This is a genomic window from Anaerozeibacter quisquiliarum, from assembly GCF_051162045.1.
In the GTDB taxonomy this organism is placed as follows: Bacteria; Bacillota; Clostridia; order Christensenellales; family Aristaeellaceae; genus Anaerozeibacter; species Anaerozeibacter quisquiliarum.
On the sequence record NZ_JBISDI010000012.1, the window covers coordinates 1 to 22775 of the forward strand.

21 protein-coding genes and 1 pseudogene are annotated in these 22775 nt (G+C 62.7%); 15 read left to right on the forward strand and 7 right to left on the reverse strand.

Annotated elements, in window-relative coordinates; genetic code table 11:
- Positions 1–475, forward strand: a pseudogene (locus ACH6CV_RS06890) (hypothetical protein); the annotation flags it as partial.
- 281 nt (positions 476–756) lie between these two features.
- Here ACH6CV_RS06890 and ACH6CV_RS06895 read toward each other — a convergent pair.
- Entirely contained in the window at positions 757–2913 is a 2157-nt protein-coding gene (locus ACH6CV_RS06895) for a glycosyltransferase (RefSeq protein WP_456357445.1), read from the reverse strand.
- Positions 2914–3110: 197 nt separating this feature from the next.
- Here ACH6CV_RS06895 and ACH6CV_RS06900 point away from each other — a divergent pair, with 197 nt between their 5' ends.
- The 7 genes from ACH6CV_RS06900 (at position 3111) to ACH6CV_RS06930 (ending at position 11368) form a co-directional block, all read left to right on the forward strand.
- Positions 3111–4193 (forward strand): HD-GYP domain-containing protein, encoded by a 1083-nt coding sequence (locus ACH6CV_RS06900; protein ID WP_456357446.1) that lies wholly within the window; start codon positions 3111–3113, stop codon positions 4191–4193.
- An 18-nt stretch (positions 4194–4211) separates the two neighbouring features.
- Complete coding sequence (locus ACH6CV_RS06905; RefSeq protein WP_456357447.1) at positions 4212–4577, forward strand: response regulator; 366 nt, start codon at positions 4212–4214, stop codon at positions 4575–4577.
- Between the two features lie 12 nt (positions 4578–4589).
- A complete protein-coding gene (locus tag ACH6CV_RS06910) occupies positions 4590–6599 on the forward strand; it encodes an ATP-binding protein (RefSeq protein ID WP_456357448.1) in 2010 nt (669 codons plus the stop codon).
- Complete coding sequence (locus tag ACH6CV_RS06915; protein ID WP_456357449.1) at positions 6596–7126, forward strand: chemotaxis protein CheW; 531 nt, start codon at positions 6596–6598, stop codon at positions 7124–7126. Before ACH6CV_RS06910 ends, ACH6CV_RS06915 begins: the two co-directional genes overlap by 4 nt.
- A gap of 5 nt (positions 7127–7131) precedes the next feature.
- Positions 7132–9351 carry a methyl-accepting chemotaxis protein gene (locus ACH6CV_RS06920; RefSeq protein ID WP_456357450.1) on the forward strand — a complete coding sequence of 740 codons (2220 nt, stop codon included), beginning with the start codon at positions 7132–7134 and terminating at the stop codon, positions 9349–9351.
- Positions 9352–9448: 97 nt separating this feature from the next.
- Complete coding sequence (locus ACH6CV_RS06925; protein ID WP_456357451.1) at positions 9449–10309, forward strand: CheR family methyltransferase; 861 nt, start codon at positions 9449–9451, stop codon at positions 10307–10309.
- Positions 10310–10339: 30 nt separating this feature from the next.
- On the forward strand, positions 10340–11368 hold the full coding sequence (locus tag ACH6CV_RS06930) for a protein-glutamate methylesterase/protein-glutamine glutaminase (RefSeq protein WP_456357452.1): 1029 nt from the start codon (positions 10340–10342) through the stop codon (positions 11366–11368).
- A 121-nt stretch (positions 11369–11489) separates the two neighbouring features.
- Here the strand turns inward: ACH6CV_RS06930 and ACH6CV_RS06935 are convergent, their stop codons facing one another.
- The 4 genes from ACH6CV_RS06935 to ACH6CV_RS06950 form a co-directional block, all read right to left on the reverse strand.
- Positions 11490–12716: an FAD-dependent oxidoreductase gene (locus tag ACH6CV_RS06935; RefSeq protein ID WP_456357453.1), complete on the reverse strand. Its 1227-nt coding sequence runs from the start codon at positions 12714–12716 to the stop codon at positions 11490–11492.
- A gap of 99 nt (positions 12717–12815) precedes the next feature.
- The gene (locus ACH6CV_RS06940) at positions 12816–13319 is read right to left on the reverse strand and encodes a YeeE/YedE thiosulfate transporter family protein (protein ID WP_456357534.1); all 504 of its coding nucleotides are present in this window, start codon (positions 13317–13319) and stop codon (positions 12816–12818) included.
- A 55-nt stretch (positions 13320–13374) separates the two neighbouring features.
- On the reverse strand, positions 13375–13599 hold the full coding sequence (locus ACH6CV_RS06945; RefSeq protein ID WP_456357454.1) for a sulfurtransferase TusA family protein: 225 nt from the start codon (positions 13597–13599) through the stop codon (positions 13375–13377).
- A gap of 43 nt (positions 13600–13642) precedes the next feature.
- Positions 13643–14332 (reverse strand): YeeE/YedE thiosulfate transporter family protein, encoded by a 690-nt coding sequence (locus tag ACH6CV_RS06950; RefSeq protein WP_456357455.1) that lies wholly within the window; start codon positions 14330–14332, stop codon positions 13643–13645.
- 227 nt (positions 14333–14559) lie between these two features.
- On the opposite strand from ACH6CV_RS06950, the gene ACH6CV_RS06955 reads away from it, so the two are divergent.
- Positions 14560–15459 (forward strand): LysR family transcriptional regulator, encoded by a 900-nt coding sequence (locus tag ACH6CV_RS06955; RefSeq protein WP_456357456.1) that lies wholly within the window; start codon positions 14560–14562, stop codon positions 15457–15459.
- On the opposite strand, the gene ACH6CV_RS06960 is transcribed toward ACH6CV_RS06955, so the two are convergent.
- Complete coding sequence (locus tag ACH6CV_RS06960) at positions 15456–15677, reverse strand: sulfurtransferase TusA family protein (protein ID WP_456357457.1); 222 nt, start codon at positions 15675–15677, stop codon at positions 15456–15458. The two genes, ACH6CV_RS06955 and ACH6CV_RS06960, sit on opposite strands and share 4 nt — an antisense overlap.
- Before the next feature lie 54 nt (positions 15678–15731).
- Between ACH6CV_RS06960 and ACH6CV_RS06965 the strand changes: the two genes are divergently transcribed.
- Genes ACH6CV_RS06965 through ACH6CV_RS06990 form a run of 6 tightly spaced genes read left to right on the forward strand, consistent with a single transcriptional unit; the run spans position 15732 to position 21263 of the window.
- Positions 15732–16853, forward strand: a complete 1122-nt coding sequence (locus ACH6CV_RS06965) for an aminotransferase class I/II-fold pyridoxal phosphate-dependent enzyme (RefSeq protein WP_456357458.1) — start codon at positions 15732–15734, stop codon at positions 16851–16853.
- Positions 16850–17566: a glycosyltransferase gene (locus ACH6CV_RS06970; RefSeq protein ID WP_456357459.1), complete on the forward strand. Its 717-nt coding sequence runs from the start codon at positions 16850–16852 to the stop codon at positions 17564–17566. Before ACH6CV_RS06965 ends, ACH6CV_RS06970 begins: the two co-directional genes overlap by 4 nt.
- Positions 17554–18810 (forward strand): ATP-grasp domain-containing protein, encoded by a 1257-nt coding sequence (locus ACH6CV_RS06975; protein WP_456357460.1) that lies wholly within the window; start codon positions 17554–17556, stop codon positions 18808–18810. Before ACH6CV_RS06970 ends, ACH6CV_RS06975 begins: the two co-directional genes overlap by 13 nt.
- The gene (locus tag ACH6CV_RS06980; protein WP_456357461.1) at positions 18803–19756 is read left to right on the forward strand and encodes an ABC transporter substrate-binding protein; all 954 of its coding nucleotides are present in this window, start codon (positions 18803–18805) and stop codon (positions 19754–19756) included. Before ACH6CV_RS06975 ends, ACH6CV_RS06980 begins: the two co-directional genes overlap by 8 nt.
- Positions 19753–20553, forward strand: a complete 801-nt coding sequence (locus ACH6CV_RS06985) for an ABC transporter permease (RefSeq protein WP_456357462.1) — start codon at positions 19753–19755, stop codon at positions 20551–20553. The genes ACH6CV_RS06980 and ACH6CV_RS06985 overlap by 4 nt, the downstream gene beginning before the upstream one ends.
- The gene (locus ACH6CV_RS06990) at positions 20544–21263 is read left to right on the forward strand and encodes an ATP-binding cassette domain-containing protein (protein WP_456357463.1); all 720 of its coding nucleotides are present in this window, start codon (positions 20544–20546) and stop codon (positions 21261–21263) included. The genes ACH6CV_RS06985 and ACH6CV_RS06990 overlap by 10 nt, the downstream gene beginning before the upstream one ends.
- On the opposite strand, the gene ACH6CV_RS06995 is transcribed toward ACH6CV_RS06990, so the two are convergent.
- Entirely contained in the window at positions 21238–22767 is a 1530-nt protein-coding gene (locus tag ACH6CV_RS06995; protein WP_456357464.1) for an ArnT family glycosyltransferase, read from the reverse strand. The genes ACH6CV_RS06990 and ACH6CV_RS06995 overlap by 26 nt on opposite strands.
- Positions 22768–22775: the final 8 nt, after the last annotated feature.

Genomic DNA, 22775 nt, shown 5'->3' on the forward strand with positions numbered 1-22775 from the left:
GAATGCCGAAAGGATGCGCATGTATACCGAGCAAAGTATTTTCGCTCCATTGGACGCGTTCCTGCATGAAATTGAAAATGACGAAGACCCAAAACGCGAAGCGCGTGCCGAGTTTCGTATGCACGAATTCCCGAACCTGAACGGGAGTATAGCGAAGCATGTTCTAAAGCATGTGAAGGGAATGTGCGGCAAATCCGGTGTTGGTAGTGAGACAGATGATTTGGGGTCATATCAAGGTAGAATGCCATTGTCCCCATTTGAGAAAATACAGACCAATCGAAGCATGAAAATTCCGTTTCTTGTCGTGGCGATTGGACAGGCATGTACACTGCGTTGCCGTGATTGCGGCAACATGTCTCCGTACGCCCCTCACGAAGTGTCATCGTATCCGATTGAGGAAATTATAGATGACTTAAAACTCATTTTGGAATATGCCGAAATTATACAAGGGCAAAAGGCCGTTGATTCCGTTTGAGGACAGAACCGAAATCGTTCGTGCGATTCGATATGTGGATGCAGTCGTTCCGCAAGAGAGTATGGATACAAGGCTGTTTTTCGACGGCAACACAACATACTTAGATTTTACCATGCCGAAACAGTGGCGTGGGATAAAGACTTCTGGCTGATTAAAGCAAGCGAAAACAAACGTATACGTAAGGAACAGATAAAGCCGGGATAGGTGCCATTTACATTAGAGTAGAAAGAATACACAATTACGCCGCCAAACAGGAAGTCTGCTGGCGGCGTTGCGCGTTATTATGCCCCGCCGGGCAGTTGAGCGTACAGCGAGGATAGGTCCGAATCGTCGGGGGTGATGGCGCGCAGTTCATCGAGGAAGGCTCGAGCTTCGGGCCATTGTTGCGACTGCAAAAGCTGTTCTACGCTGGCCTTGATGGCGGTGGACAGCTGAAGCATCTCCTGCGAGGGCGAGGGTTTTGCTTCGATCTTGGCCTGTTGCGCCTTCATGCTCTTCAAGATGTAGTCCGCAACTTCTTTCAGATAGTCGCGGCAACCCAGTGCCTGACGGACGGAGCGCAGGTATTGATCCAGTTTTCCGCTGCGCTTGTTGGTGAGCGCTTGCATAAGGAAGAAGGCCGCGCGCGCGTTGGCTTCGAGGTAGACGCAGCGCGCCTCCGTGAAGTTGTCTGGATGGCTACGCAGGCGGTAGTAGACCGCGTTGGCCTCGACATACTGGGCAAAGGTCGAGTCGAAGGCAGCGTCGGTCGGAGATTCCTTAATGAGGGCCTTCAACTCGGTAAAGATGCTGACTACCTCCCAATAGCGCATTTCCGGCGAATCGGGGTCATAGAAGCTTTTGAGATACGTCGCGATTGGTTCGCGATCGGCCTTGGGTAACTTCTCAAGCAGCCGATTCACAGTTGTCTCCCAGGTTTCGATGTAGATTTTCCCCACCAGCGGTGTAAGAACCACGTCGTTGCGGTGGCAAAGCAACAGCAAGTCGTGGGCGGGCACCGATTCAATATCGCGCTCGACGTATTTGCGCAGCAAAGCGGGTAGGTCCTGCATACGGCCTTCGCGCTCAGCAACTAGCATTTTTCCCACCGTGATGCGAGGGTGCTCGACTGGCAGCTCGGAAAGCGCGCGTAGGGCGGCCCACTTTTTGTCAGGATTTGCTTCCCTTTCGAGTCCCGATTCCATAACCTTGAATAAGTTTGTCAGGAGATCATCGGATGGCTCGTTGCCATCGCAGTACCTCTGAATGTATGTAAGCGCTTTGTCCCAGTCGGCAAGCACCTTGCACAAAAACACAGCGCGCAATAACATATAGTCACGGGCGTGTTTATCTTGGCATTTTGTAAAAGACAAAACGACCTGCTCAACAAACTTGCCGGGGTTTTTGTCCAGGGTATCGACACAGGAAAAGTAGATGTCTACATACGCAAGGGACTTTCCCTCGGTAAGCTGTGGACAGTCGGCCGATTGCAGGTATTTGCAGATGGCCGCTTTAGCCAGTTCCGGCATATTGTTGTGGTTTACGAGGACTTCGGCTGCATTCAACAGCGCGTCGGTTTCGTTTAAATGGTTGAGAACCTTGATATAGCAATGGGCAATGAACCCCATATAGGCATTGGTGCTCACAAGGCCGAACTGCATGGCCTGCTCGCAAAATTCTCTGGCTTTTTTGAAATCGCGAATGGCGATGTATTCCTGGCATAGCTGCGCGATGGTCTTTAAGTTCCTGGGATCCACTTTATACTCCTCTAAAAGAGGGACTATGTTACGCCTGCTGTGGGTCATTCTCTCCTCGTTACTTGTGTAGACATACCCATAATGATGCGCAAAACAATCCAGAATCTTCTTGGGTTCATAAATTCCAACCAAATACTCGTGGATTTTGCTTTTGAATACGGTTTCGTTGGTTCTGCGCGCCATGCGGCCGACCTTATCATCTTGATAGGTATTGCCCTCATGGTCCAAGTAGTTTCTTACATCATACAGGCAATAATTGTATTTCCCATCGTCCCCCTGCAAAAACTCTACAATCGGCGTAACATCCTCGAACCACTCGTCATCATCCAAAAACATAAACCACTCGCCCTGCGCCAGCTTCAACCCCGCGTTGCGCGCGGCGGCGAAGTCGTCGCACCAGTGGAAGCGCACGATTTTGTCGGTGTATTCCCTGGCGACGGCCAGCGAACCGTCGGAGTTTTCTTCGCCCACGGTGTCCACGACGATCAACTCGCTGGGCAGTTGGGTCAGCAGGGGTTTGATCGAATCCAGGCACTTGCGTATGGTGTCGATGCGGTTGGACACCAAAAGCGAGATCGTCAGCTTGATCGGGCTCTTGATGAAGGTAACGCTCTGCGGCTTCGCGGGAGTCTGAGGCAGGGCCTTCCAGGGGTTCTTTGGCGGGGTTTTCTGCGGCGGGAAACGGTGCTTACTGGACTTCATCGTTCAGACTTCCCTTCAACGGATGTGGCTACATGGGACGGCATATCTTTTCAATATGATACCACAGCAAAATGCACAAAGCAACTTTCCATTAAAATTTCCGTCAATCGACTTTTTTCGGTAAAGTCTGATGCCCCGTCCGCCGATATAGAATAATGAAGACCAACCGACTACAAAGGATTTGAGCGGATGCCGGTATGATTTGCGTACAGCCCCAGAACCTCAAGCCGGGTATGGTGTTGGCGAGGGATTTGCTCGGTCAGCACAATGAACTGCTGCTCGCGAGCGGAGAAACCCTGAATACTTCCCTCGTCGAAAAGCTTAAAACCCTCGATCACAAGGACGCCTACATCGTCGATGAGATGGACGACATGCCCGATGAAGTCGGCTTGATAAGTTTGCACTTGAAGCGCAGCACGGCGGGCGCGGTGCGCTCCTTGTTCATGCAGATCGAGGCGGGCAATCTGGAGGGGCAGTTGAACTCCCTGTCCGAAATGCGCCACTATCTGGACGAGATCATCGACGAGATCTCGGCCAACGGCTCGATGCTGACAAACCTGTCCGACATCAAGGCGCATGACGAATACACCTACTACCACTCGGTCAGCGTGGCGGCGCTGTCGGTGCTGTTGGGGATGGGCTGGGGCATGAACCGCGCCGCGCTGTACCGGTTGGGCATGGGCGCACTGCTGCACGACATCGGCAAGGTATTCATCCCCAAGGAGTTGCTGCTCAAGCCCGGCGCACTGACGGTCGATGAATTCCAGCGGATGAAGGCGCACAGCGCCATGGGTTACGCGTTCCTGCGTGAGCAGTGGGGCGGGCCTACCGAGTCGGTCGTCGCGGTGCTCACCCACCACGAGCGTTTCAACGGGTCGGGCTATCCGCTGGGGCTGTCGGGCGACAGGCAACCACTCGTGGGCAAGATCATTGCGCTCGCCGACGTGTACGACGCCATGACGTCCGACCGCGTGTACCACAAGGCGTTCACACCGTCGGACGTGGTGGAGCACATCATGGGCAACTCGGGCATCCTGTTCGACCCACAGGTGGTGTCCACCTTCATCCGGAATGTGGTGCCCTACCCGATCGGGAGCAAGGTGCAACTGAGCAACGGCCGGCGCGCCATCGTGGTGGAGAGCAACCTGGAAGGTCCGATGCGCCCCAAGGTGAAGCTGCTGCACCAGCGCTCGGGCAAAGTGGAGGTGAGCGATGCAACGCTCGACCTGCTGAACGACCCCGCGCTGTGGAGTGTAACGATCATCGGTATGGATAAATGACCAGCGGAGGCGATTTGTTTGATTAGTGTCTTGGTGGTTGACGACGCGGCGTTCATGAGGCTTGCAATCAAGAATGTGCTCTCGAAGCACGGTTTTGTCGTGGTTGCCGAGGGGAAAAACGGTCAGGAGGGCGTGGAACGCTACATGGAGTTCAAGCCCGATGTGGTGACGATGGACATCACCATGCCCGACATGACGGGTATCGAGGCGCTCAAGGCGATCAGGGAGTTCGACCCGGAGGCCAAGGTGGTCATGATCTCGGCGATGGGTCAGGAGAGCATGGTCAAGGAGGCCATCCTGGGCGGCGCGAAGTCGTTCATCGTAAAACCCTATAAAGAGGAGCACATCACGCAGACGCTGCTGAAGGTGGCATCCAAAAACTGAGGAGGAATCCGCATGGCTCCAGATAACAATCAGGGCGAGTCGCTGCTTGAGATATTCCTCTTTGAGACCGCCCAGAACGTGCAGCAATTGGAGGAATCGGTGCTCACGGCGGAGCGAGAGGGTCGCTTCTCCGAGAGCGAGGTCAACGAGGTCTTTCGGATCATGCACACCATCAAGGGCTCGTCCGCGATGATGTCCTTTTCCGAAGTGGCTAAGCTGGCGCATCACATGGAGGATCTGTTCTCCTACATCCGCGAGAATCACACGGCCCGCTACGACACCCACGTCGTGTCGGACCTGATCCTCGCCTGCGTCGACTACGTGGGCGTGCAGCTCGACAACATCCGCGCCGGCGCGCCGGTCGGGCAAAACGACAGCGCGCACCTGGTCAAGCGCATTGAGGCGCTGATGGCCGAAATGAAGGGCGAAGGCGCGCCGGTCCCCGAGCCGGCCGCACGGGCCATCGGTCGTTACAAGGCGTTGATCTTCTTCGAGGAAGGCTGCGAGATGGAGGATATGCGGGCCTATTCCTGCGTCCTCGACATCGGCAAGTACGCGACCGTCATCGCCCATGAGCCGGAGAACATTCTCGAGCTGGGCGAGACCACGCAGGCCATCCGCGAGCACGGCTTCACCATCCGCTTTGAGACCGAGCTTCCTGAGCACGAGGTGCGCGAGAAGCTGATGCAGACCGTGTTCCTGCGCGAGCTTGACCTTGCGCGGGAGGACGACGTACCCGGCGAGGCTGAGGACGCATCCGAGGCGGACGGGGGCGAGGGAGCCAAGCGCGCGGGCGTGCGCGACAGCCAATACCGCCAGCAGCAGAGCATCATCAGCGTGAGCGTCAACAAGCTTGACCTGATGATGGATCTGATGGGCGAGCTTGTCATCGCCAAGACGATGGTGGCCGAGAACCCGGAGCTCGCCGGGGTGGGCGGGGCCAACTTCCACAAAGCGGCGGCGCAGCTGAGCAAGATCGTCAGCGAGATGCAGGAGTTGGTGATGTCGATGCGGCTGGTACCGCTGTCGGCCACCTTCCACCGCATGTACCGTATCGTGCGCGACATGAGCGGAGCGCTGGGCAAGGATGTGCGGCTGCAGCTGATCGGCGAGGATACCAGCGTCGACAAGAACGTCATCGAGCATATCGGCGATCCGCTGATCCACCTGGTACGCAACAGCATCGACCACGGCATCGAGACCCCGGACGAGCGCGAGGCGGCCGGGAAACCCCGGCAGGGCACGGTGACGCTCGAGGCCGAGAGCGCCGGCGGCAACGTGCTGATTACGATCAGCGACGACGGCAAGGGACTGGACCGCGACAAGATCATGAAGCGCGCCAGGGAGAACGACCTGCTGACCAAGCCCGAATCGGAGTACAGCGACCGCGAGATCTACAACATGGTCTTTGCGCCGGGCTTCTCCACCAAGGAGGCGGTGACCGAGTTCAGCGGGCGCGGCGTGGGTTTGGACGTGGCGCTTAGCAACATCGCGGCGATCGGAGGTTCCGTCTCGGTCGAGAGCGATCCGGGTGTCGGGATGCAGGTGCTTTTGAAAATCCCGCTCACGATCGCCATCCTCGACGGCATGAACGTGTCGGTCGGCGGTACGCGGATGACGGTGCCGATCTCGGCGATCAGCGAGTCGTTCAAGCCCCGCGCCGAATCCATCCTGCGCGACATCGAGGGCAACGAGATGATTATGGTGCGCGGTGAGTGCTACGCGGTCATGCGCCTGCATCGGCAGTGGAAGCTGCATACGCAGGTCACCGACCTGACGCAGGGCATCCTCATGATGGTGGAGCAGGACGGCAAGAAGCGCTGCGTGTTCGTCGACAAGTTGCTCGGCCGACAGCAGATCGTGGTCAAGGCGCTGCCCACCTACCTCAAGAAGACGCCGATTGCCCATTGCCTGTCGGGCTTGACGCTGCTCAGCGACGGCAGCATCAGCCTGATCCTGGACGCGGGCTGGCTGGTTGAAACGAACATCAAGGGCTATAAAAAAGGAGGGCAATTCGCATGAGCGAGATGACGACTGCGGCGTTCACCCCGACGGTAGAAGACACCATGCACGGGAAATATCTCACCTTTAACCTGGACAGCGAGTGCTACGGCGTGGAGATCAGCTATGTCACCGACATCATCCAGATGCAGCCCATCGCGACGCTGCCCGAGGTCAACAGCTACGTGAAGGGCATCATCAACCTGCGCGGCGAGATCATCCCTGTGATGGACGTGCGGCTGCGCTTCGGCAAGGAGGAGCTCGAGTACAACGAACGCACCTGCATCGTGGTATCGCGGGTGAACCCGCTGTGCGTGGGGCTGATCGTGGACAGCGTGAGCGAGGTGATCTACATCGCCGATGAGAACATCGCCGCGCCGCCCCGGATCAACGGCACCAGCAACCGCTACGTCAAGAACATCGGCAAGGTGGGGCAGGAGGTCAAGCTGCTGCTCGACTTTGAGAAGTTGGTCGGTGACGAGACCGAGTCGATCGACAGGGCCGTCACCTACGCGGCGGATGTGGCTGGCGAAGTCAAGGCGGGGTAATGAATATGAAGAAAACAGGCTTTAGGAGCATTCGCACGCAGATGCTTTTGTGGATATCCGCGCTCGGCATCGTCATCTGCATTGTGTTCTTCTTCGTGGCTATGCAGTTCTCCCAGTCGGCGGTTTCCACGCTGGCGGCCGATTCGCTCTCGTCCATCAGCCGCCAGGGCGCCGATCTGATACTCCAGCGGGTGTCATCCCACTACGATAAGCTGAGCGCGGTTGCCATGAACGACCTGTTCATCAGCAACTATATGAGCGAGAGCCGCCTCTTTGCCCAGCTGACCAAGGTCAAGCAGAGCGAGGGCTACCAGGATCTGCTGTTTGTGAAGCCGAGCGGCGAGGCCTACAGCAGCAAGGGCAAAATCGAATACGACCTCAAGTCCCCCGAGTATGTGCGCGGCATGAAGGGCGAACGGTACGTCTCATCGCCCATCGCCACCGGCGAGGGCGACGAGATGATCATGAACTACGTGGTGCCGGTCATGGTCGCGGACGAACCGCGCGGCGTGCTGATTGGGGTCAGAGACGCCTACGAGATCAGCGACATCATCGCGGACATCACGTTTGGACAGTCGGGCTACGCCTACGTCATCGATGCGGAGGGCACCGTGATCGGCCATCCCAACCGCGAGCTGGTGACCATAAAGGACAACACCGTCGCCGATGCCCAGAATAACCCGGCGCTTTTGCAGTTGGCCTCCATCGAGCGCCGCATGGCCGCGGGCGAGCAGGGCGTGGACCGCTACAGCTACAACGGTGTGGAGAAATTCGCCGGGTTTGCCCCGATCGCCGACACCGGCTGGAGCATGGCGCTGACCGCGCCGCGCGACGAGGTGTACGCCCAGGTGGATCGGATGCAGTGGGTGCTGCTGATCGCGACGGCCGTCCTGGCGCTCGCAAACGCCGGAGCCGGATTCCTGATTGCGCGGTCGGTCAGCATACCGCTGAAGAAGGGCGCTGTGATTGCGCAGGAATACGCATCCGGCGACTTCTCGAACCCCGTGCCCGAGGCGTTCCTCAGCCAGCGCAATGAAATCGGCCAGTTGGCCGTAGCATTTGACGCGCTCTTCCACGGTATGAACGAGCTGCTATCCAACATTAAGACGGCCTCGGGCGAGGTGCTCTCCGGATCGAACCAGATCTCCGATTCCGGACAGCTCCTGGCGCAGGGCACGACCGAGCAGGCCAGCACGCTTGAGCAACTGTCGGCCTCGGTGGAGGAGATCGCCGCGCAGACCCGGATGAGCACCACCAACGCGGGCGAGGCCAACAGCCTGGCCGCCAAGGCGCGCGGCATGGCCGAGCGCGGCAACGAGAAGATGAACGACCTGCTCTCGGCGATGGAGACCATCGACCGCTCCTCGAGCGACATCGAGAAGATCATCAAGGTGATCGACGACATCGCGTTCCAGACCAATATCCTGGCGCTGAACGCCGCGGTCGAAGCGGCGCGCGCGGGCGAGCACGGCAAGGGCTTTGCCGTGGTGGCGGAGGAGGTGCGCAACCTGGCCGCCAAGTCGGCCAGCGCTGCCAAGGAGACGGCCGACCTCATCAAGAGTTCCGCCGACAGCGTGGACAGCGGCTCCCGGATGGCCCGCGAAACCGCCGACATGCTGTCGCAGATCGTCGCCGAGATCGCGCGGGTGGCGACACTCGTCAGCGGCATATCGAATGCCGCGAGTGAGCAGTCCACCGGCATCGACCAGATCAATATGGGGCTCACGCAGGTCTCGCAGGTGGTACAGTCGAACTCGGCCACCGCCCAGCAGAGCGCCGCCGCGTCGCAGCAGTTGACCGCGCAGGCCGACGTGCTCAACCGCCAGGTAGGCAGGTTCAAGTTGATGCAAGGCGCGCGGGCGGACGCGTCGCCCGAGGCAATGAAGCCGACCCCGGCGCAGACGCCAGCCGCACCGGCCAGGGAAGCAGAGCCGATCGCGCCGCCCAGGGCGGCCGCGAAGATCGTGCCAATGGCATCGGCCAAGCCAGCCGTACCGGCCGCTGCGAAGCCCCGCGACAAAGGCCTTGAAACACCTGTGCGCAGGGCGCCCACTCGCCCGCTCCCGATTGCCCTGGACGCCTCCGGCGATGGTCCCATCGCACCCCCGCCGCTTCCGGATCGCATCTCACTTGGTGAAGACGAGTTTGATGAGCCGCCCGCCCCGGCAGCGGGCAAGGCGTCGGGCAAGGTGGCGCTGAGCGACCGCGAGTTCGGGAAATACTAACCCAGACATTTGTGAGCCCTGCAAGTTGCGCCGCTGCGCAGCCGGCTTGCAGGGCTTATCAATCGAACCCGCGCTTTCCAGAGAGGAAGATGGCAGCATGGACACGATGGCTCTGTCAAACAGCGCGCACCTGAACCAAGGCGTGCCCGCGATGACCCAAGCCGAGTACCGGAAACTCGCGAAGCTGATCTATTCGGTGTCGGGCATCGCGCTCAAGGAGTCCAAGCAGGCGCTGCTCAACAGCCGGCTCGCGGGAATGCTCGCGCAGTCGGGGCGAAAGAGCTTCACCGAGTACTACGAAACCCTGGTCAACGATAAGAGCGGCGCGCTGGTTGCCGCGCTGGTCGACCGCGTCACCACCAACCACACCTACTTCATGCGCGAAAGCGCGCACTTCAACTACTTCAAGGACACCGTGCTGCCTTATTTGAAGCAGACGGTGACCGACCATGATCTGCGCACCTGGTGCGCGGCTTGTTCTTCGGGCGAGGAGGCGTATACGCTGGCGATGCTGATGGACGAGTTCTTTGAGCTCGAGAAGGCGCGTTGGGATTGCAAGATCCTGGCGACCGACCTGTCCGACAAGGTGCTCAAGGAGGCCATCAGCGGCGTCTACAGCGCCGACCGCGTGCAGCCTCTGCCGGCGCAGTGGAAGCAGCGCTACTTCAAGCACCGCAGCGACGGCCAGTTCGAGGTGCAGGACCGGCTGAAGAAGGAGATCATTTACCGGCGGTTCAACCTGATCGACAAGGTGTATCCGTTCAAGCGCAAGTTCCATGTGATCTTCTGCCGGAACGTGATGATCTACTTCGACGTCGCGACGCGCAACCAAATCATCGATAAATTTTACGAGATCACCGAGCCGGGCGGCTACCTGTTCATCGGGCACTCGGAATCGGTCGATCGCTCAAGATCGTCCTACAAATATGTGATGCCGGCGGTGTATCGAAAGCTGTGATTCTCACCGTTGGATAAAGTGGGGGATAATATGCAACCAGCGAGAAAAATCCGAATACTAATCGTGGACGACTCCCTCGTGTTCCGCGAGGCGCTGGCGCGGGGGCTGTCGGCCGACCCGCGCATCGAGGTGGTCGCCAAGGCCTCAAATCCGTTCGAAGCCCGGGACAAGATCATGGAGACAAACCCCGACGTCATCACGTGCGACATTGAGATGCCGCGGATGAACGGCATCGAGTTCGTGCGGCGGCTGCTCAAACAGCATCCGATCCCGGTGATCGTGGTCAGCAGCGTGTCGGACGCGGTATTCGACGCGATCGGAGCGGGTGCGGTCGAGTTCGTGGCCAAGCCGGACGACCGGTCGCCCAAGGGCATCGAGGCGCTGGTCAATGACCTGGCCGCCAAGATCGTCGTTGCGTCCAAGGTGCGGGTGCGGCTGCAGCCCGGCGTGCAACCGCCGGTCAAGGCGGCGCAGGCGCAGTTCGACCTGTCAAAGGTGATCGGCATCGGCGCCTCGACCGGCGGTACCGAGGCCATCTTGCGCGTATTGAAGGGGCTGCCCGCGAACGTCCCCGGCATCGTCGTGGTGCAGCACATCCCGCCGGTATTTTCGAAGATGTTTGCCCAGCGCGTGGATACGCAGACGCAGCTCACCGTCAAGGAAGCCGAGCACGGAGACTTTGTGGAGCCGGGGCATGCGTTCATCGCACCGGGCGACAAGCAGATGCGCGTGCGGAAGGTGGGCGACCGGCTGAAGTTGGAATTGAGCGAAGGGGAGAAGGTCAGCGGGCACTGCCCGTCGGTGGACGTGCTGTTTGACTCGTTGGCGGCGCAATGCGGCAACCGCGCCGTGGGCGTGCTGCTCACCGGCATGGGGCACGACGGCGCGAGGGGCCTGCTCAACATGCGCAAGAGCGGAGCCTACACAATCGGGCAGGACGAGAAGAGCTCCGTGGTCTACGGCATGCCCAAGATCGCCTTCGAGCTGGGCGCGGTGGAGAAGCAGCTGGGGTTGGATGCGATCGCCGGCGAGCTGGTGCAGCGGCTGTCGCTGCGGTAGGAAAAATCGCGGGGGTCGGGCGGCAACGACCTTCCCGCGTGAGCGCCGAAGGGAGTCCGGAGGGTAACGCCCTCCGGACTCCCTTCGGCGCTCACGCGGGAAGGTCCCACGCCGCGGTCACTCACCCCGCGACCAATGCATCAATCCCCGCCGCGCGGATCGCCTCTCCCGCCAAATTGCCGCGCACCGAATTCCCCTTGATGTACACCAGGCATGGCGTATCCGTCACGCCCAGCCGCTGCGCAATCCCGCTCGATTTATACACGTCCACCTTGATTAACCCGATATCCTCATGCTCCTGCGCGTACCGCTCCACCTCGCACAGCAGTTCGCGGTCGCCGGCGTTCGCCGCATTATATACGTACGCCACCCGCGGCGATTCCCCCATGACCTGCCCGGCAAACATCTCGCTCTCGGCGATGTACTTCTCCGCCGCGTAGCCCGCGATCGCGCCGTCGCCGACCGCCGTCGCCACCTGCTTGAGGAACTTGTCGCGCACGTCGCCCGCGCAGAACACGCCGGGGATCCTCGTCTCCATGCGCTCGTTGGTCACCACGTAGCCGCCGCGCGTCATGTCGATCATCCCGCGGAACAGCTCCGTGTTCGGCAGGTAGCCGATGAAGATGAAGCAGGCGTCGACCGGCACGTCGATGATCTCCCCGGTCTTTGAGTTCTTGAGCGCCACCGAGCGCAGGTGCTCGTCATCTCCCCGGAACTGGGCCACCGTGGTGTTCCACAGAAATTCCATCTTCTTGTTCTTCAGCGCCTCGCCCTTGGCGATCTCGTTGCAGTCCATGATCCCCTCGTCGTGCAGCACCGACACGATCACCTTGTCGGCGAACCTGGTCAGGAACATGCCCTCCTCGATCGCCGCGTCGCCGCTGCCGATCACCAGCACCGTCTTGCCGGTGTTGGCCGCCGCGTCGCAGGTGGCGCAGAACGAGATTCCCTTGTCGTACAGGTACTTGTCCTCGCCCGGCGCGCCGGTCAGCCGGGGCTTGCCGCCCGAGGCGATGATTACCGCTTTGCAGTGAAACTCGTTGCGGAAGGTCTCTACCACCTTGTCCTCCCCCTCGAGCCGCACGGCGCGCACGTCGGTTCCCTTGAACGTGACGCCGAACTTTTTGGCCTGCTTCTGGAACAGCTCCATCAACCCCAGTCCCGTGCTGCCCTCGGGGAAGCCGGGGTAGTTCTCCACCTCGTTGGTGTAGGTGGCGAGCCCCCCCACCAGCGCCTTTTCGATGATTAGCGTCTTAAGCCGGGCGCGCCCGCAGTAGATGCCGGCAGTCAGCCCGGCCGCGCCGCCGCCGATGATGACCACGTCGTAGTACTCCGCTTTTTTCGCCATGGTGAGCCCTCTCTTCGCAGATTGATACAAGGCCGCGAGCCGGGACGCCTGCGACCGCAAAAACTTGGTGGTCTGGTATGCCAGACCACCAAGTTGCTTCTACATAAAAAACTTGGCCAGCAACTTGCTGCCGATGTACGCCCCGACCAGCAGAAACGCGGCGAACACCCAGCCCGACAGCGACAGCGAGGAGATGCTGGAAAACAGCGCGCCCACGTTGCAGCCGCCGGCCAACCGCGCGCCGTAGCCCATGAGCAGCCCACCGAGCACCGCGGCTACCACCTGCCGGATCGACTTGATCTTCTTGAACTTGAACTGCGAGGCCAAGAGCGTGGCCAGCCCCGCGCCCGCGATGACGCCGAAATTCATCAGGCTGCCCGAATGGTTCAGTATCCCGGCGTCCAGCGTCTGCTGCGCGCCCGAGGATGAGAAGTAGAACCACTTGTCCACATTGCCGCCGAAGAGCCGGTACAGCCATGCGCCCCAGTTGGCGAACGTGCCCGACACGCCCCATGGATTGCCCGAATAGGCGAACAGGGCGATCTGCAGGATCGACAGCAGCACCGCGCCGGTGACGTAGGTAAAGGGGTTCTTGAAGACCATGACGTAGTAACGGTTCTTGCTGATCTTCTCCCACAGGTTCACGGTCGCACCCCCATCAACACTTTTCGATGACCACGTCCCACTCGCCGTCGTCCACTTCCTCGATTTCGACGTTGTGGCCCTGCTTTCGCGCCCACTCGGGCACGTTCTTCATCGCGCAGCTGTGGTCGATGTGCACCACCAGGGTGTCGCCGACGGCCAGCGAGGCCATCTTCTTTTCGGTCTTCATGAGCGGCACCGGGCAAGCCTCGCCCATGCAATCCAGTTCAAATTCAGCCATGTGTGTATCCTCCTTATAATGACTTCCAATAGATTGGCGGGGGTTATTCGTCCCCCGAGGCGCCCATCTTCTTGCGCTCCCACAGATCCGCCGCGATGTAGAGGCAGGCGATGATCATGAGTTGGACCACGACCGCGCCGAACCAGCCGAACACGTCGGGCAGGAACACCTTGGGCGCGCCTGCGATCACGTTCAGGTTCCACCAACCCATGTCCCTGGCGCCCCACAGCGAGCCGATCACAAAGAACACGAGCGAGAGCATCTGCATGCCAAAGCCCTCGCCCACGCGCATCAGCGTGCCCGAAGCGCAGCCGCCCGCGATGACCATGCCGACGCCGAACAGGATACCGCCCACCGCGGTGGCCAGGCTGATCGGCATGACATAGCTCTGGCCGGGAATCGACCGGCCGGAAGCAAACGCGCTGTACTTGATCGCCGTGAAGCCGATCGTGGTGATTGCCAGCGCGAGCAGCACCGCCCTGGTGACCGAGGTGCTGCCGGTGATGCAGGGGTCGCGCAGCGACGCCGTAAAGCAGAAGCGCGACTTTTGCAGCACAAAGCCGAAACAGCCGCCGAACACCCAGAACATGGCAAGCTCCCCCGACTTGAACACCGCGAGCAGCGCGCCCACCGCGATCATCAGCGCCCATACGCCCAGGCCAATCGGCAGTTGGTTCTTTTTCTTCTTCTTGGTCGGTCTCGCCCTGAGCGGAGCCGTTGCAGGTTCGGACATTTCAACACCTCCCGGCGGGCATCGCCCGCACAGCTTCACCTTTTCGATTATAACATATCCATACCGCGCGCCAGCATTGGAGTTGCTTGTGCAGCATTAGACATATTTATCACAATCCTACAAACGGGGATTGAATGCGCGCCGCGCGCGTGGTATAATGTTTTCTGATGGCGTTCGTTAATTATTTGACAAAACCCGACCTGCCATCCGAGGAGGCCGCGCGTCGCATGCAGCTTGAACACCTGGATTTGTTTCTCAAGATTGCGCAGGAAAAGAGCATTTCAAAGGTCGCCGGCGCGTCCCACATCTCCCAGCCCGCATTGAGCCTTCAAATGCAGAAGATCGAGGATGTGCTGGGCTGCAAGCTGTTTGAGCGCAGCAACCGGGGGATCCAGCTGACCGACGCCGGACACATCACCAAGCGCTACGCCGCCCAGATGATGCACATTTATGAGCAGTTCCGGCAGGAGCTTAACAACCTGAAGAGCAACAACGCTACCTGCCGCGTCGCGGCCACGCGCGTGGCCGCCAACTACGCGATTCCCTGCGTGCTGGTCAAGGCCAAGGAGAAGTTCCCCCAGTACGCGTTCACGCTGTCCTCGATGCCGTCGAAGAATGTGGTGCAGCAGGTGATCGAGGAGCAGGCCGACATCGGCCTCATCGTGGGAGAGGTGCACGAGCGCGAGCTGATCTGCAAGAACGTGCTATCCGACCAGATCGTGCTGGTGGCGGCGCATTCGTACTGCGCGCGCGAGACGCTGTCGATCAAGGCGCTCAAGCGCCATCCGCTGGTGCTGCTCGACGAGGAGTTCAGCTCCTACCGGCTGATCGCGGGCCAATTCAAGAGCATGGGGCACGACATCGCCGATTTCAACGTGTCCTACCACATGGATTCGACCGAATCGGTCAAGTCGATGGTGATGAGCGGCAACGGCCTGACGTTCTTGCCCTACATGGCCGTGAAGAAGGAAATCTACCTCGAACAGCTGCGCATCGTGAATACCGAGGATTTCCGGCTGCACTACGATGTGTCGATCATCTACAAGCGCCGTCCGGGCAACTTCAACGGCCAGCTGTCTCAAATCAAGGAATTCTTCGAGCGCGCGGTGCCGGATGCGATCTGCTAGTCCTGCGCGCCGATGCGCAGCTCCCACACGCCGTTGACCGGCTCGTCCACTTGGACGGGGTAGCGGTGCGCACCGCAATAGGACAAGAGCGACTCGCGTGTGCAGCTGTGGTCGGTCACGACCAGCACGCTCTCGCCGCGGTCGAGCCGGGGCTTGAGCTTCATCAGCTTCATCAGCGGGATCGGGCACATGTCTCCGAGGCAATCCAAGCGCCGCACGGCCATTCCCCCTTACTGAATGCATTGTATCACACACCGGAAGGCGGAACAAGCATGATCTTCTACCCCGGAGCACCGGATGCGGACGTCGCTCAGGCCGTGCAGGACGCCGCCGTTCGGGGGCTGTTCTCCGGCGGGCACTATACGACCGCGCTCGAGCGGCTGTTCACCGGCTCGCTGGGCGTCGCGCACCTGATGCCGACCCCGAGCTGCACGGCGGCGCTCGGCATGGCCTGCCGCCTCGCGCCCGTGGGGCCGGGCGATGAGGTTATATTGCCCTCCTACAACTTTCCCGCAGCGGGCAACGCAGCGCTGCTCGCGGGCGCGACGCCGGTGCTGTGCGATATCGACCCGGCCACACAAAACCTGTCTGTCCCCGATGTCGAGCGGCGGATCACGCCCCGGACCCGCGCGGTCATCGCGGTGCACTACGCCGCGGTGGCCGCCGACATGGAGCGGCTGGGCGCATTGTGCCGCGCGCATGGGTTGACTTTAATCGAGGACGCGGCGCAGGCCGTGGGCGCGACGCTGAACGGGCGGCACCTGGGCGGGATCGGGCGCTTCGGCTGTTACAGCTTCCACGCCACCAAGGTGTTCGCCTGCGGCGAGGGCGGGGCGCTGGTCTACGGACCTGAGGACGCCGAGGCGGCGGCGCTGTACCGCGACAACGGCACCAACCGCGAGGCGTTCCTGCGGGGCGACTGCCTGTGCTACGCCTGGCAGGGGCTGGGGGAGAGCATGCGCATGAGCGAGCTGAGCGCGGCGGCACTCTATCCCCAACTGGTTCGCAGGGACGAGACCATCGCAAAGCGGCTGCGTGTGCACCGCGCCTATGACGCGGCGTTTCGCGCCGCCGCCGAGCGGGGGCTGATTCAGCCGATGGCGGTGCCCGAGGGGCGCGCGGTCAACGGCCATATGTACTACGTGCGCTTCCGGAGCGGCGAAGAACGCGACCGTGTCCGGGCGCTGCTCGGCGCGCAGGGCATCGAGGCGCTGACCCACTACGTGCCGCTGCACCTCTCGCCGATGGGCGCGGCGCTGGGCTACCGGCCGGACGACCTGCCCGAGAGCCGACGCGCCTATGAGACGCTTTTGCGCCTGCCCATCCACGAGCGCATGAGCGAGGATCAGGCGTATGGCGTTGCCGAGCGGCTGCTCGAGGCGGTGCGCGCATGACTGTGGGCGTCGCGATCCCGGTGTTCGGGGGGCGGGATGCGATCGGGGGCATCGTGGACGGGCTGCTTGGGTTCGCCGGGGCGCGGGGTCTCGACATGCGCATCGCGCTCGTGGACGACGCCGGCGGCGGCCGCTCGGCGGTGCTTCGGCTGGCCGAGCGGCATGACAGCGTGACCGCGCTGCTCATGGAGCGCAATGTGGGTCAGCAACGGGCGCTGTATGAGGGCCTGCGCGCGCTCGCCGGCTGCGACGCGATCATTACGATGGACGACGACGGAGCGCACCCGGTGGCCCTGATCGACGAGCTGCTCGCGCGGCTGAATGCGGGGGCCGAGCTGTGCTACGCCGTGTCCGTCCGGCGCGCGGGTCCCTGGTGGCGGAAAGGGGGCGCGCTGCTGCGCGACGCGCTGTTCGCGCTTTGCACGAATAAGCCTCGCGGCGTACGGGTCGGGGCCTACCGGGCGATGACCGGGTCGCTGGCCGCCCGCCTGACGCCCGAACCCGACGGCTTCATCTACCTGTCGGCGGCCGCGTTCCGGCTGCGGCCCCGAACCGACAGCTTTTTGTATGAGCAGGGGCCGGCGTGTGCGACATCCTATACGCCGGGCAAGCTGGCCCGGCTGTACCTCGATCTGTTTACGCATTACACGGAAATTGGGCGGATGTTCGGCGGCAGGGCGCGCCGGGAAAGGGGCGGGCTATGGCAACCATAATGCTGCTGGGCGGGGCGAACGCCCAACAAAGCGCCGCGCGCCGTGCGAAGGACGAGGGGCATCGGGTGGTGCTGGTCGACTACTACGAGCGCCCGCCCGCGGCCGAACTGTGCGACGTACACGTGCGCGAGAGTACGTTTGACATCCCGGCCTGCATACGGGCCGCGCGGAAACACCGGGTGGACGCCGTGTTCACGCTGGGTACCGACCAGCCGGTCTACACCGCCGCCAAGGTGGCCGAGGCCTTGACGCTGCCCTGTCCCATATCGGTCGAGACGGCGCTGCGCGCCACCGATAAGCGCGCGATGAAGCGGGCCTTCGTGCGCGCAGGCGTGCCCCATGCGCCCTTCGCCTTCCTGCGCGCGGGACAAAGGGCCGAGGGCCTTCATCACCTCGCGCCGCCCTTGGTCATCAAGCCGCTCGATGCCCAGGGCCAGCGCGGGGTGTTCAAGGTAGGCGGCGCGCAGGAGGCGGTCGCGCGCCTGAGCGAAACCCTGTCCTTTTCCCGGCGGGACGAGGCGCTGGTCGAGCGCTTTTACCCGTCGGACGAGGTGACGCTGTCCTGCTTTGTGTGGCGGGGCAAGGTGTACCCGCTGACGCTGACCGACCGGCAGCTGATGGATGACCCGGTGCACATCGGCGTGTGCGCCGCGCATCGCTATCCGAGCGTGCACGCCCGCCGCGCGGCGGAGATCCACGCAATCGCCGAGCGCACGGCGCGCGCGCTTGGGGTCATGGCCGGGCCGCTGTACATTCAGATGCTGATCGGCGAAGCGGGCATTGTCGTCAACGAAGCGGCCTGCCGGATCGGCGGAGCCTTTGAGGACGCGTTCATCCCCTATGCGACCGGCTTCGATATTCTGGGCGCGGCGCTCGGCCTGGCGCTCGGGCGCGAGCCCGACCTTTCGGCGCTCGAAAGCCCGACCGCGCGCGCAGGCCGGCAGGTGTCGGTGCAGATGCTGTTCTTGCAGCCGGGCGCGGCGATCGCGGATATGACGCCGCTGGCCGAGCTGACCGCGCTGCCCGGCGTGCTGCTGGCCGGCTACAACTACGCGCGCGGCAGCGCGCCGCCGCCGATGGAAAACGCGCTGGCCCGCTTTGGCCATTGCGTGCTGGCGACCGATCGGGGCGACATGGCAACGCGGGTGGAGCGGCTGTACCGAACGTTGCGCGTGACCGATGCGCGCGGGAAAAACCTGGTCCTGCGCAGGACCTACGACGGAGAAGCAATGCCAGATGACTAAGAGGATATTGAGCGCACTCTGCCTGATGGCGTTGATGCTGACACTCGGAGGCTGCGGGCGCAATGACGGGCGCACGCTGCGGGTGGCCGAGCAGTTCGGCATCGCCTACGCTCCGCTTACGATCATGAAGCAGCGCGGCCTGCTGGAGGCGGCGCTGCCCGGCATGCGCGTCGAGTGGGTGCAGCTGGGCGGCCCCGCCGCCATGCGCGAGGGGATGCTGTCGGGGGACATCGACATCGGCTTCATGGGCATCGGGCCCATGTTGATCGGGGTGGACGCCGGCATGGACTGGCGCTCGTTCGGCGCGCTATCGGCCAACGAGGTGGCCTTCGTGACGAGCCGCGACTACGTGCGTTCGCTGCGCGACTTGAAGCCATCCGACCGCATCGCCGTGCTGGGGCCGGGCAGCACCCAATACATCCTGCTGTGCATGGCCGCCCGCGCGGAAATGGGCGACCCGGCGGCGTTCGACGCGAGGTTGGCGACACTCAGCCACCCCGACGCCATGAGCGCCATGTTGGCCGGAGGGGAGGTGGCGCTGCACATCGCGACGCCGCCCTATTCGAGCTTGGAAGTCGCCGCCGGCATGCGAAAGATTCTGACCGGCGAACAACTGATGGGCGGGCCGTTCAGCTTCATCTGCGGCGTGGCGATGAATGATCTGTACGAGCAAAAGCGTCCGGTGTACGACGCCTTTCGAGCCTGTCTCGGCGAGGCCATCGGCATATTGAATGACGACTTGCCCGCCGCGGCGCAAGCGCTGGCCCCGGTCTACGGCGTCGATCCCGACATGCTGCTGCGCGACATGAGCGAGGGGGGCACGATCTACGGCATGGCGCTTCATGGCGTGGACGCGCTGGCGCGTGAGATGGCGGCGCTCGGGCTGATCGGCCGCGCGCCGGGCCGGGACGAATACGCCTTTCCCGAGGCGGAGGCGGCGCCGTGAGTTTCAAGCAGATGTTCTATCGCAGGCGCTGGGTCAGCCGGCTGACGGTCGCGGCGGCGCTCATCGTGCTGTGGGCGGCGGCGGCGCGGTTTTCGGGGCTGCCGCCGATGCTGCTGCCCTCGCCCGCTCAGGTGGCGCAGGCGTTTTGGCGCGACCTTTTGCAGGGCGCGCTGGCCGCGCAGACGCTTACGTCGCTCGGCGTGATCGGGCTGGGGCTGTTCATCAGTGTTGCGCTGTCGCTTTTCATGGCCGTGGCCGCGCGGCAATCGCCGTTCCTGGATCGGGTGTTCGACGCGCTGTCCGCCCTTATGCACCCGCTGCCGGGCATGGCGATCATGCCGCTGATCGTGATCTGGTTCGGCACCGGCGCGGGCGCGGTGACCTTCGTAATCGTGCACGCCTGCCTGTGGCCGCTCTACGCGAGCATCCTCACGGGCATGCGCGGCGCGCCGACCAACTACGCGGACATTGGCCGCAACTATGCCATGAGCCCGGCGCGCATCGCGCTCGAGATCCTGCTGCCCGCCGCCCTTTCGCAGGTGCTGTCGGGGCTGCGCATCAGCTGGGCGCGCGCCTGGCGCGCGCTGATCAGCGCCGAGATGGTGTTCGGTGCGATCGGCCCGCACGGAGGGCTGGGGTGGTTCATCTTCAAGCACCGCGCCATGATGAACACGGCCGCTCTGTTCGCCGGCATCATCGCGGTGGCCGCGGTGGGCATGGCGGTGGAGGGGCTGCTGTTTGAACGGCTGGAAGCGCGCACGCTGCGCAAGTGGGAGGAAGAGCAATCGTGGAGTTGAGGGCGCAGCGGCTATGCAAGGCCTACGGCGACCAGGCGGTGCTTCGCGAGGTCAGCCTGTCGGTTAAGGGCGGCGAGGTGCTGGCGGTGCTGGGCCGGTCGGGCTGCGGCAAGACCACGCTGCTCAAGCTGCTTTCCGGGCTGCTCGCGCCCGACAGCGGGGCGGTGCTGGTCGAAGGTCAGCCGGTGAGCGGCCCCGACGCGGATCGGCTGATGGTGTTTCAGGGCCTCGACCAGCTGTTTCCCTGGCTGACGCTTACGCAGAACATCCTGTACGCGCTGAAAAGGACCCGGCCGGAGCTTGCGCGCGGGGCGGCCCGAGCGCGCGCCGCGCGTTGCCTCCATGAGATGGGTCTGGGCGACGCCGGCGACAAGTACCCGAGCCGGCTGTCCGGCGGCATGAAGCAGCGCGGCGCGCTGGCCCGCGCCATGGCGATCGCGCCCAAGGCGCTGCTGCTCGACGAGCCGTTTTCCAGCCTCGACGTGCATTCCCGCGCGCAGGCGAGGGACGCGCTGCGCGCCTTGCTGCGCGCTTCCGGCGCGGCGGCGGTGTTCGTCACCCACGACATCGAGGAGGCGCTCGGGCTCGCACCGCGCGTCGCGCTGATGACGCCCGAACGCCGCGGCATCGAGCGGCTGTACGAGTGCGGCGAGCCGGGACTTAAGCGCGTGCTGGCCGAACGGATCAGTCTTTCACGCGATATACCCTGACGCGGTAGGGCTTGCCGACTTCCTGCGCGATGCGCACGGCGTAGCCGCCGTTTTCGAACGTCCCAAGCAGCGTGCAATGCTCGGCGAAGAAGGCCTCCGCTTCCGGGGTGTAGCGCGGATTGCCGTAGATCATGTTCCAGGCGGGCCGACGGCTGTAGATGAAGTCCATCTCCTCGGGCCAGAGGATCACCCGGACGCCGCGCGTGCGCACGTAATCGGCGAACGACAGGTCATGCTCCTTGAGGAAGCTGAGGTTGCGCAGGTCGAGCAGCGCGCCGTCGTCGAAATGGAACCCCAGGCTCAGGTTGGCAAGCGCCTTTTCGCCCGGCTGCACGAACGCCGCCGCCTGACGCAGATAGTCCTCGTACCGCCAGGTAAGCATCGGCGCGATCGAGCAGGCGGAGGAGAGGGCGAACGCGCCCGCCAACAGGATCAAAGCCCATCTGCGCAGCGGTAAGTCTTTCATCAACCATGGAATCAGCAGCAGGCACGGCAGCATCCACAGCGAGGCGCTCAACTGGTTGTACCGGCCGATTATGATGGTGCCCGATACTGCCCCGCCGATCATGCCGAGCAGGATGATAAGCTCGGCCGCGCGGGTCCTGATCGCCCGAACCGCCGCCCAGATCAGCAGCGGCGGGATCAGGATCAGCTGCGCCTTGAGGCTCGGCAGCAGGTAGGTGCCGCTGACGCCGTGCCATAGCTTTTCAAGGTACAGGGGGAACTCGCGCGCTTTCTCCCAAAAAGGCGCGCTCAACCCGAACTCGGCCTCGCCGTACATCCGATAGTGCGCGGGGAACTGGCGGTCGAACGCGAAGCTCAGCGCCACAAAGCACAGCGCAATCGCGCCGGTCACCGTGATGTAGATTACCAGCGGCTTTAAAAGGCCCCGCCGTCCGGCGAGCATCAGTCCGATAAACGCCAGCCCCACGCCCAGCGCCAACAACAGGCTGTTGGGGTGCAGGCCCGCCGCGAGGCCGGTCAGCGCGCCGAGCACAGCCGCGCGTCGCGCGCCGACCGCGCCTTTTCCCTCGAGCAGCACGAGCGTCAGCGTCAGCAGCGCGCACAGCAGCAGGATCTCCTGCCGGGCGGTGCGCGCCGCGAACAGGAATTGTCCGCTGAGCGCGCACAACGCCGTCGAGCCGAGCGCCAGCGGGAACGGAGCCATGCGCAGGCAGCAGCGAAAAAACACAACCAGCGCCAGCACGCCGCCCAGCAGCGACAGCAGCCGCACCGACCATGCGCCATGGCCAAACGCCGACAAAAACGGCATTTGCATCAGGTGGAACAGCAGCTTGATCGCGTGGGGGTAGCGCGGCTTGAGGTCGAAGAACGGCTCGGTTACGCCAAACGATCCCTTCGCCATCATGTGCCGCGTCAGACCGGCAAGCCAGGCCTCGTCGGAGTGGACGAGCGGGAAGCGCGTCAGGGACGGCAGATTGAGCGCGAAGAACGCGGCCAGCATTAAGGTCAGCCACGCCCGCGCCCGCTTTTGCTCACGCATGGAAACGC

Coding starts and splice junctions, on each gene's coding strand:
- ACH6CV_RS06895 (WP_456357445.1), bottom strand. CDS start 2,913: ATGAAGTCCAGTAAGCACCGTTTCCCGCCGCAGAAAACCCCGCCAAAG.
- ACH6CV_RS06900 (WP_456357446.1), top strand. CDS start 3,111: ATGATTTGCGTACAGCCCCAGAACCTCAAGCCGGGTATGGTGTTGGCG.
- ACH6CV_RS06910 (WP_456357448.1), top strand. CDS start 4,590: ATGGCTCCAGATAACAATCAGGGCGAGTCGCTGCTTGAGATATTCCTC.
- ACH6CV_RS06915 (WP_456357449.1), top strand. CDS start 6,596: ATGAGCGAGATGACGACTGCGGCGTTCACCCCGACGGTAGAAGACACC.
- ACH6CV_RS06920 (WP_456357450.1), top strand. CDS start 7,132: ATGAAGAAAACAGGCTTTAGGAGCATTCGCACGCAGATGCTTTTGTGG.
- ACH6CV_RS06925 (WP_456357451.1), top strand. CDS start 9,449: ATGGACACGATGGCTCTGTCAAACAGCGCGCACCTGAACCAAGGCGTG.
- ACH6CV_RS06930 (WP_456357452.1), top strand. CDS start 10,340: ATGCAACCAGCGAGAAAAATCCGAATACTAATCGTGGACGACTCCCTC.
- ACH6CV_RS06935 (WP_456357453.1), bottom strand. CDS start 12,716: ATGGCGAAAAAAGCGGAGTACTACGACGTGGTCATCATCGGCGGCGGC.
- ACH6CV_RS06940 (WP_456357534.1), bottom strand. CDS start 13,319: ATGGTCTTCAAGAACCCCTTTACCTACGTCACCGGCGCGGTGCTGCTG.
- ACH6CV_RS06945 (WP_456357454.1), bottom strand. CDS start 13,599: ATGGCTGAATTTGAACTGGATTGCATGGGCGAGGCTTGCCCGGTGCCG.
- ACH6CV_RS06950 (WP_456357455.1), bottom strand. CDS start 14,332: ATGTCCGAACCTGCAACGGCTCCGCTCAGGGCGAGACCGACCAAGAAG.
- ACH6CV_RS06955 (WP_456357456.1), top strand. CDS start 14,560: ATGCAGCTTGAACACCTGGATTTGTTTCTCAAGATTGCGCAGGAAAAG.
- ACH6CV_RS06965 (WP_456357458.1), top strand. CDS start 15,732: ATGATCTTCTACCCCGGAGCACCGGATGCGGACGTCGCTCAGGCCGTG.
- ACH6CV_RS06970 (WP_456357459.1), top strand. CDS start 16,850: ATGACTGTGGGCGTCGCGATCCCGGTGTTCGGGGGGCGGGATGCGATC.
- ACH6CV_RS06975 (WP_456357460.1), top strand. CDS start 17,554: ATGGCAACCATAATGCTGCTGGGCGGGGCGAACGCCCAACAAAGCGCC.
- ACH6CV_RS06980 (WP_456357461.1), top strand. CDS start 18,803: ATGACTAAGAGGATATTGAGCGCACTCTGCCTGATGGCGTTGATGCTG.
- ACH6CV_RS06995 (WP_456357464.1), bottom strand. CDS start 22,767: ATGCGTGAGCAAAAGCGGGCGCGGGCGTGGCTGACCTTAATGCTGGCC.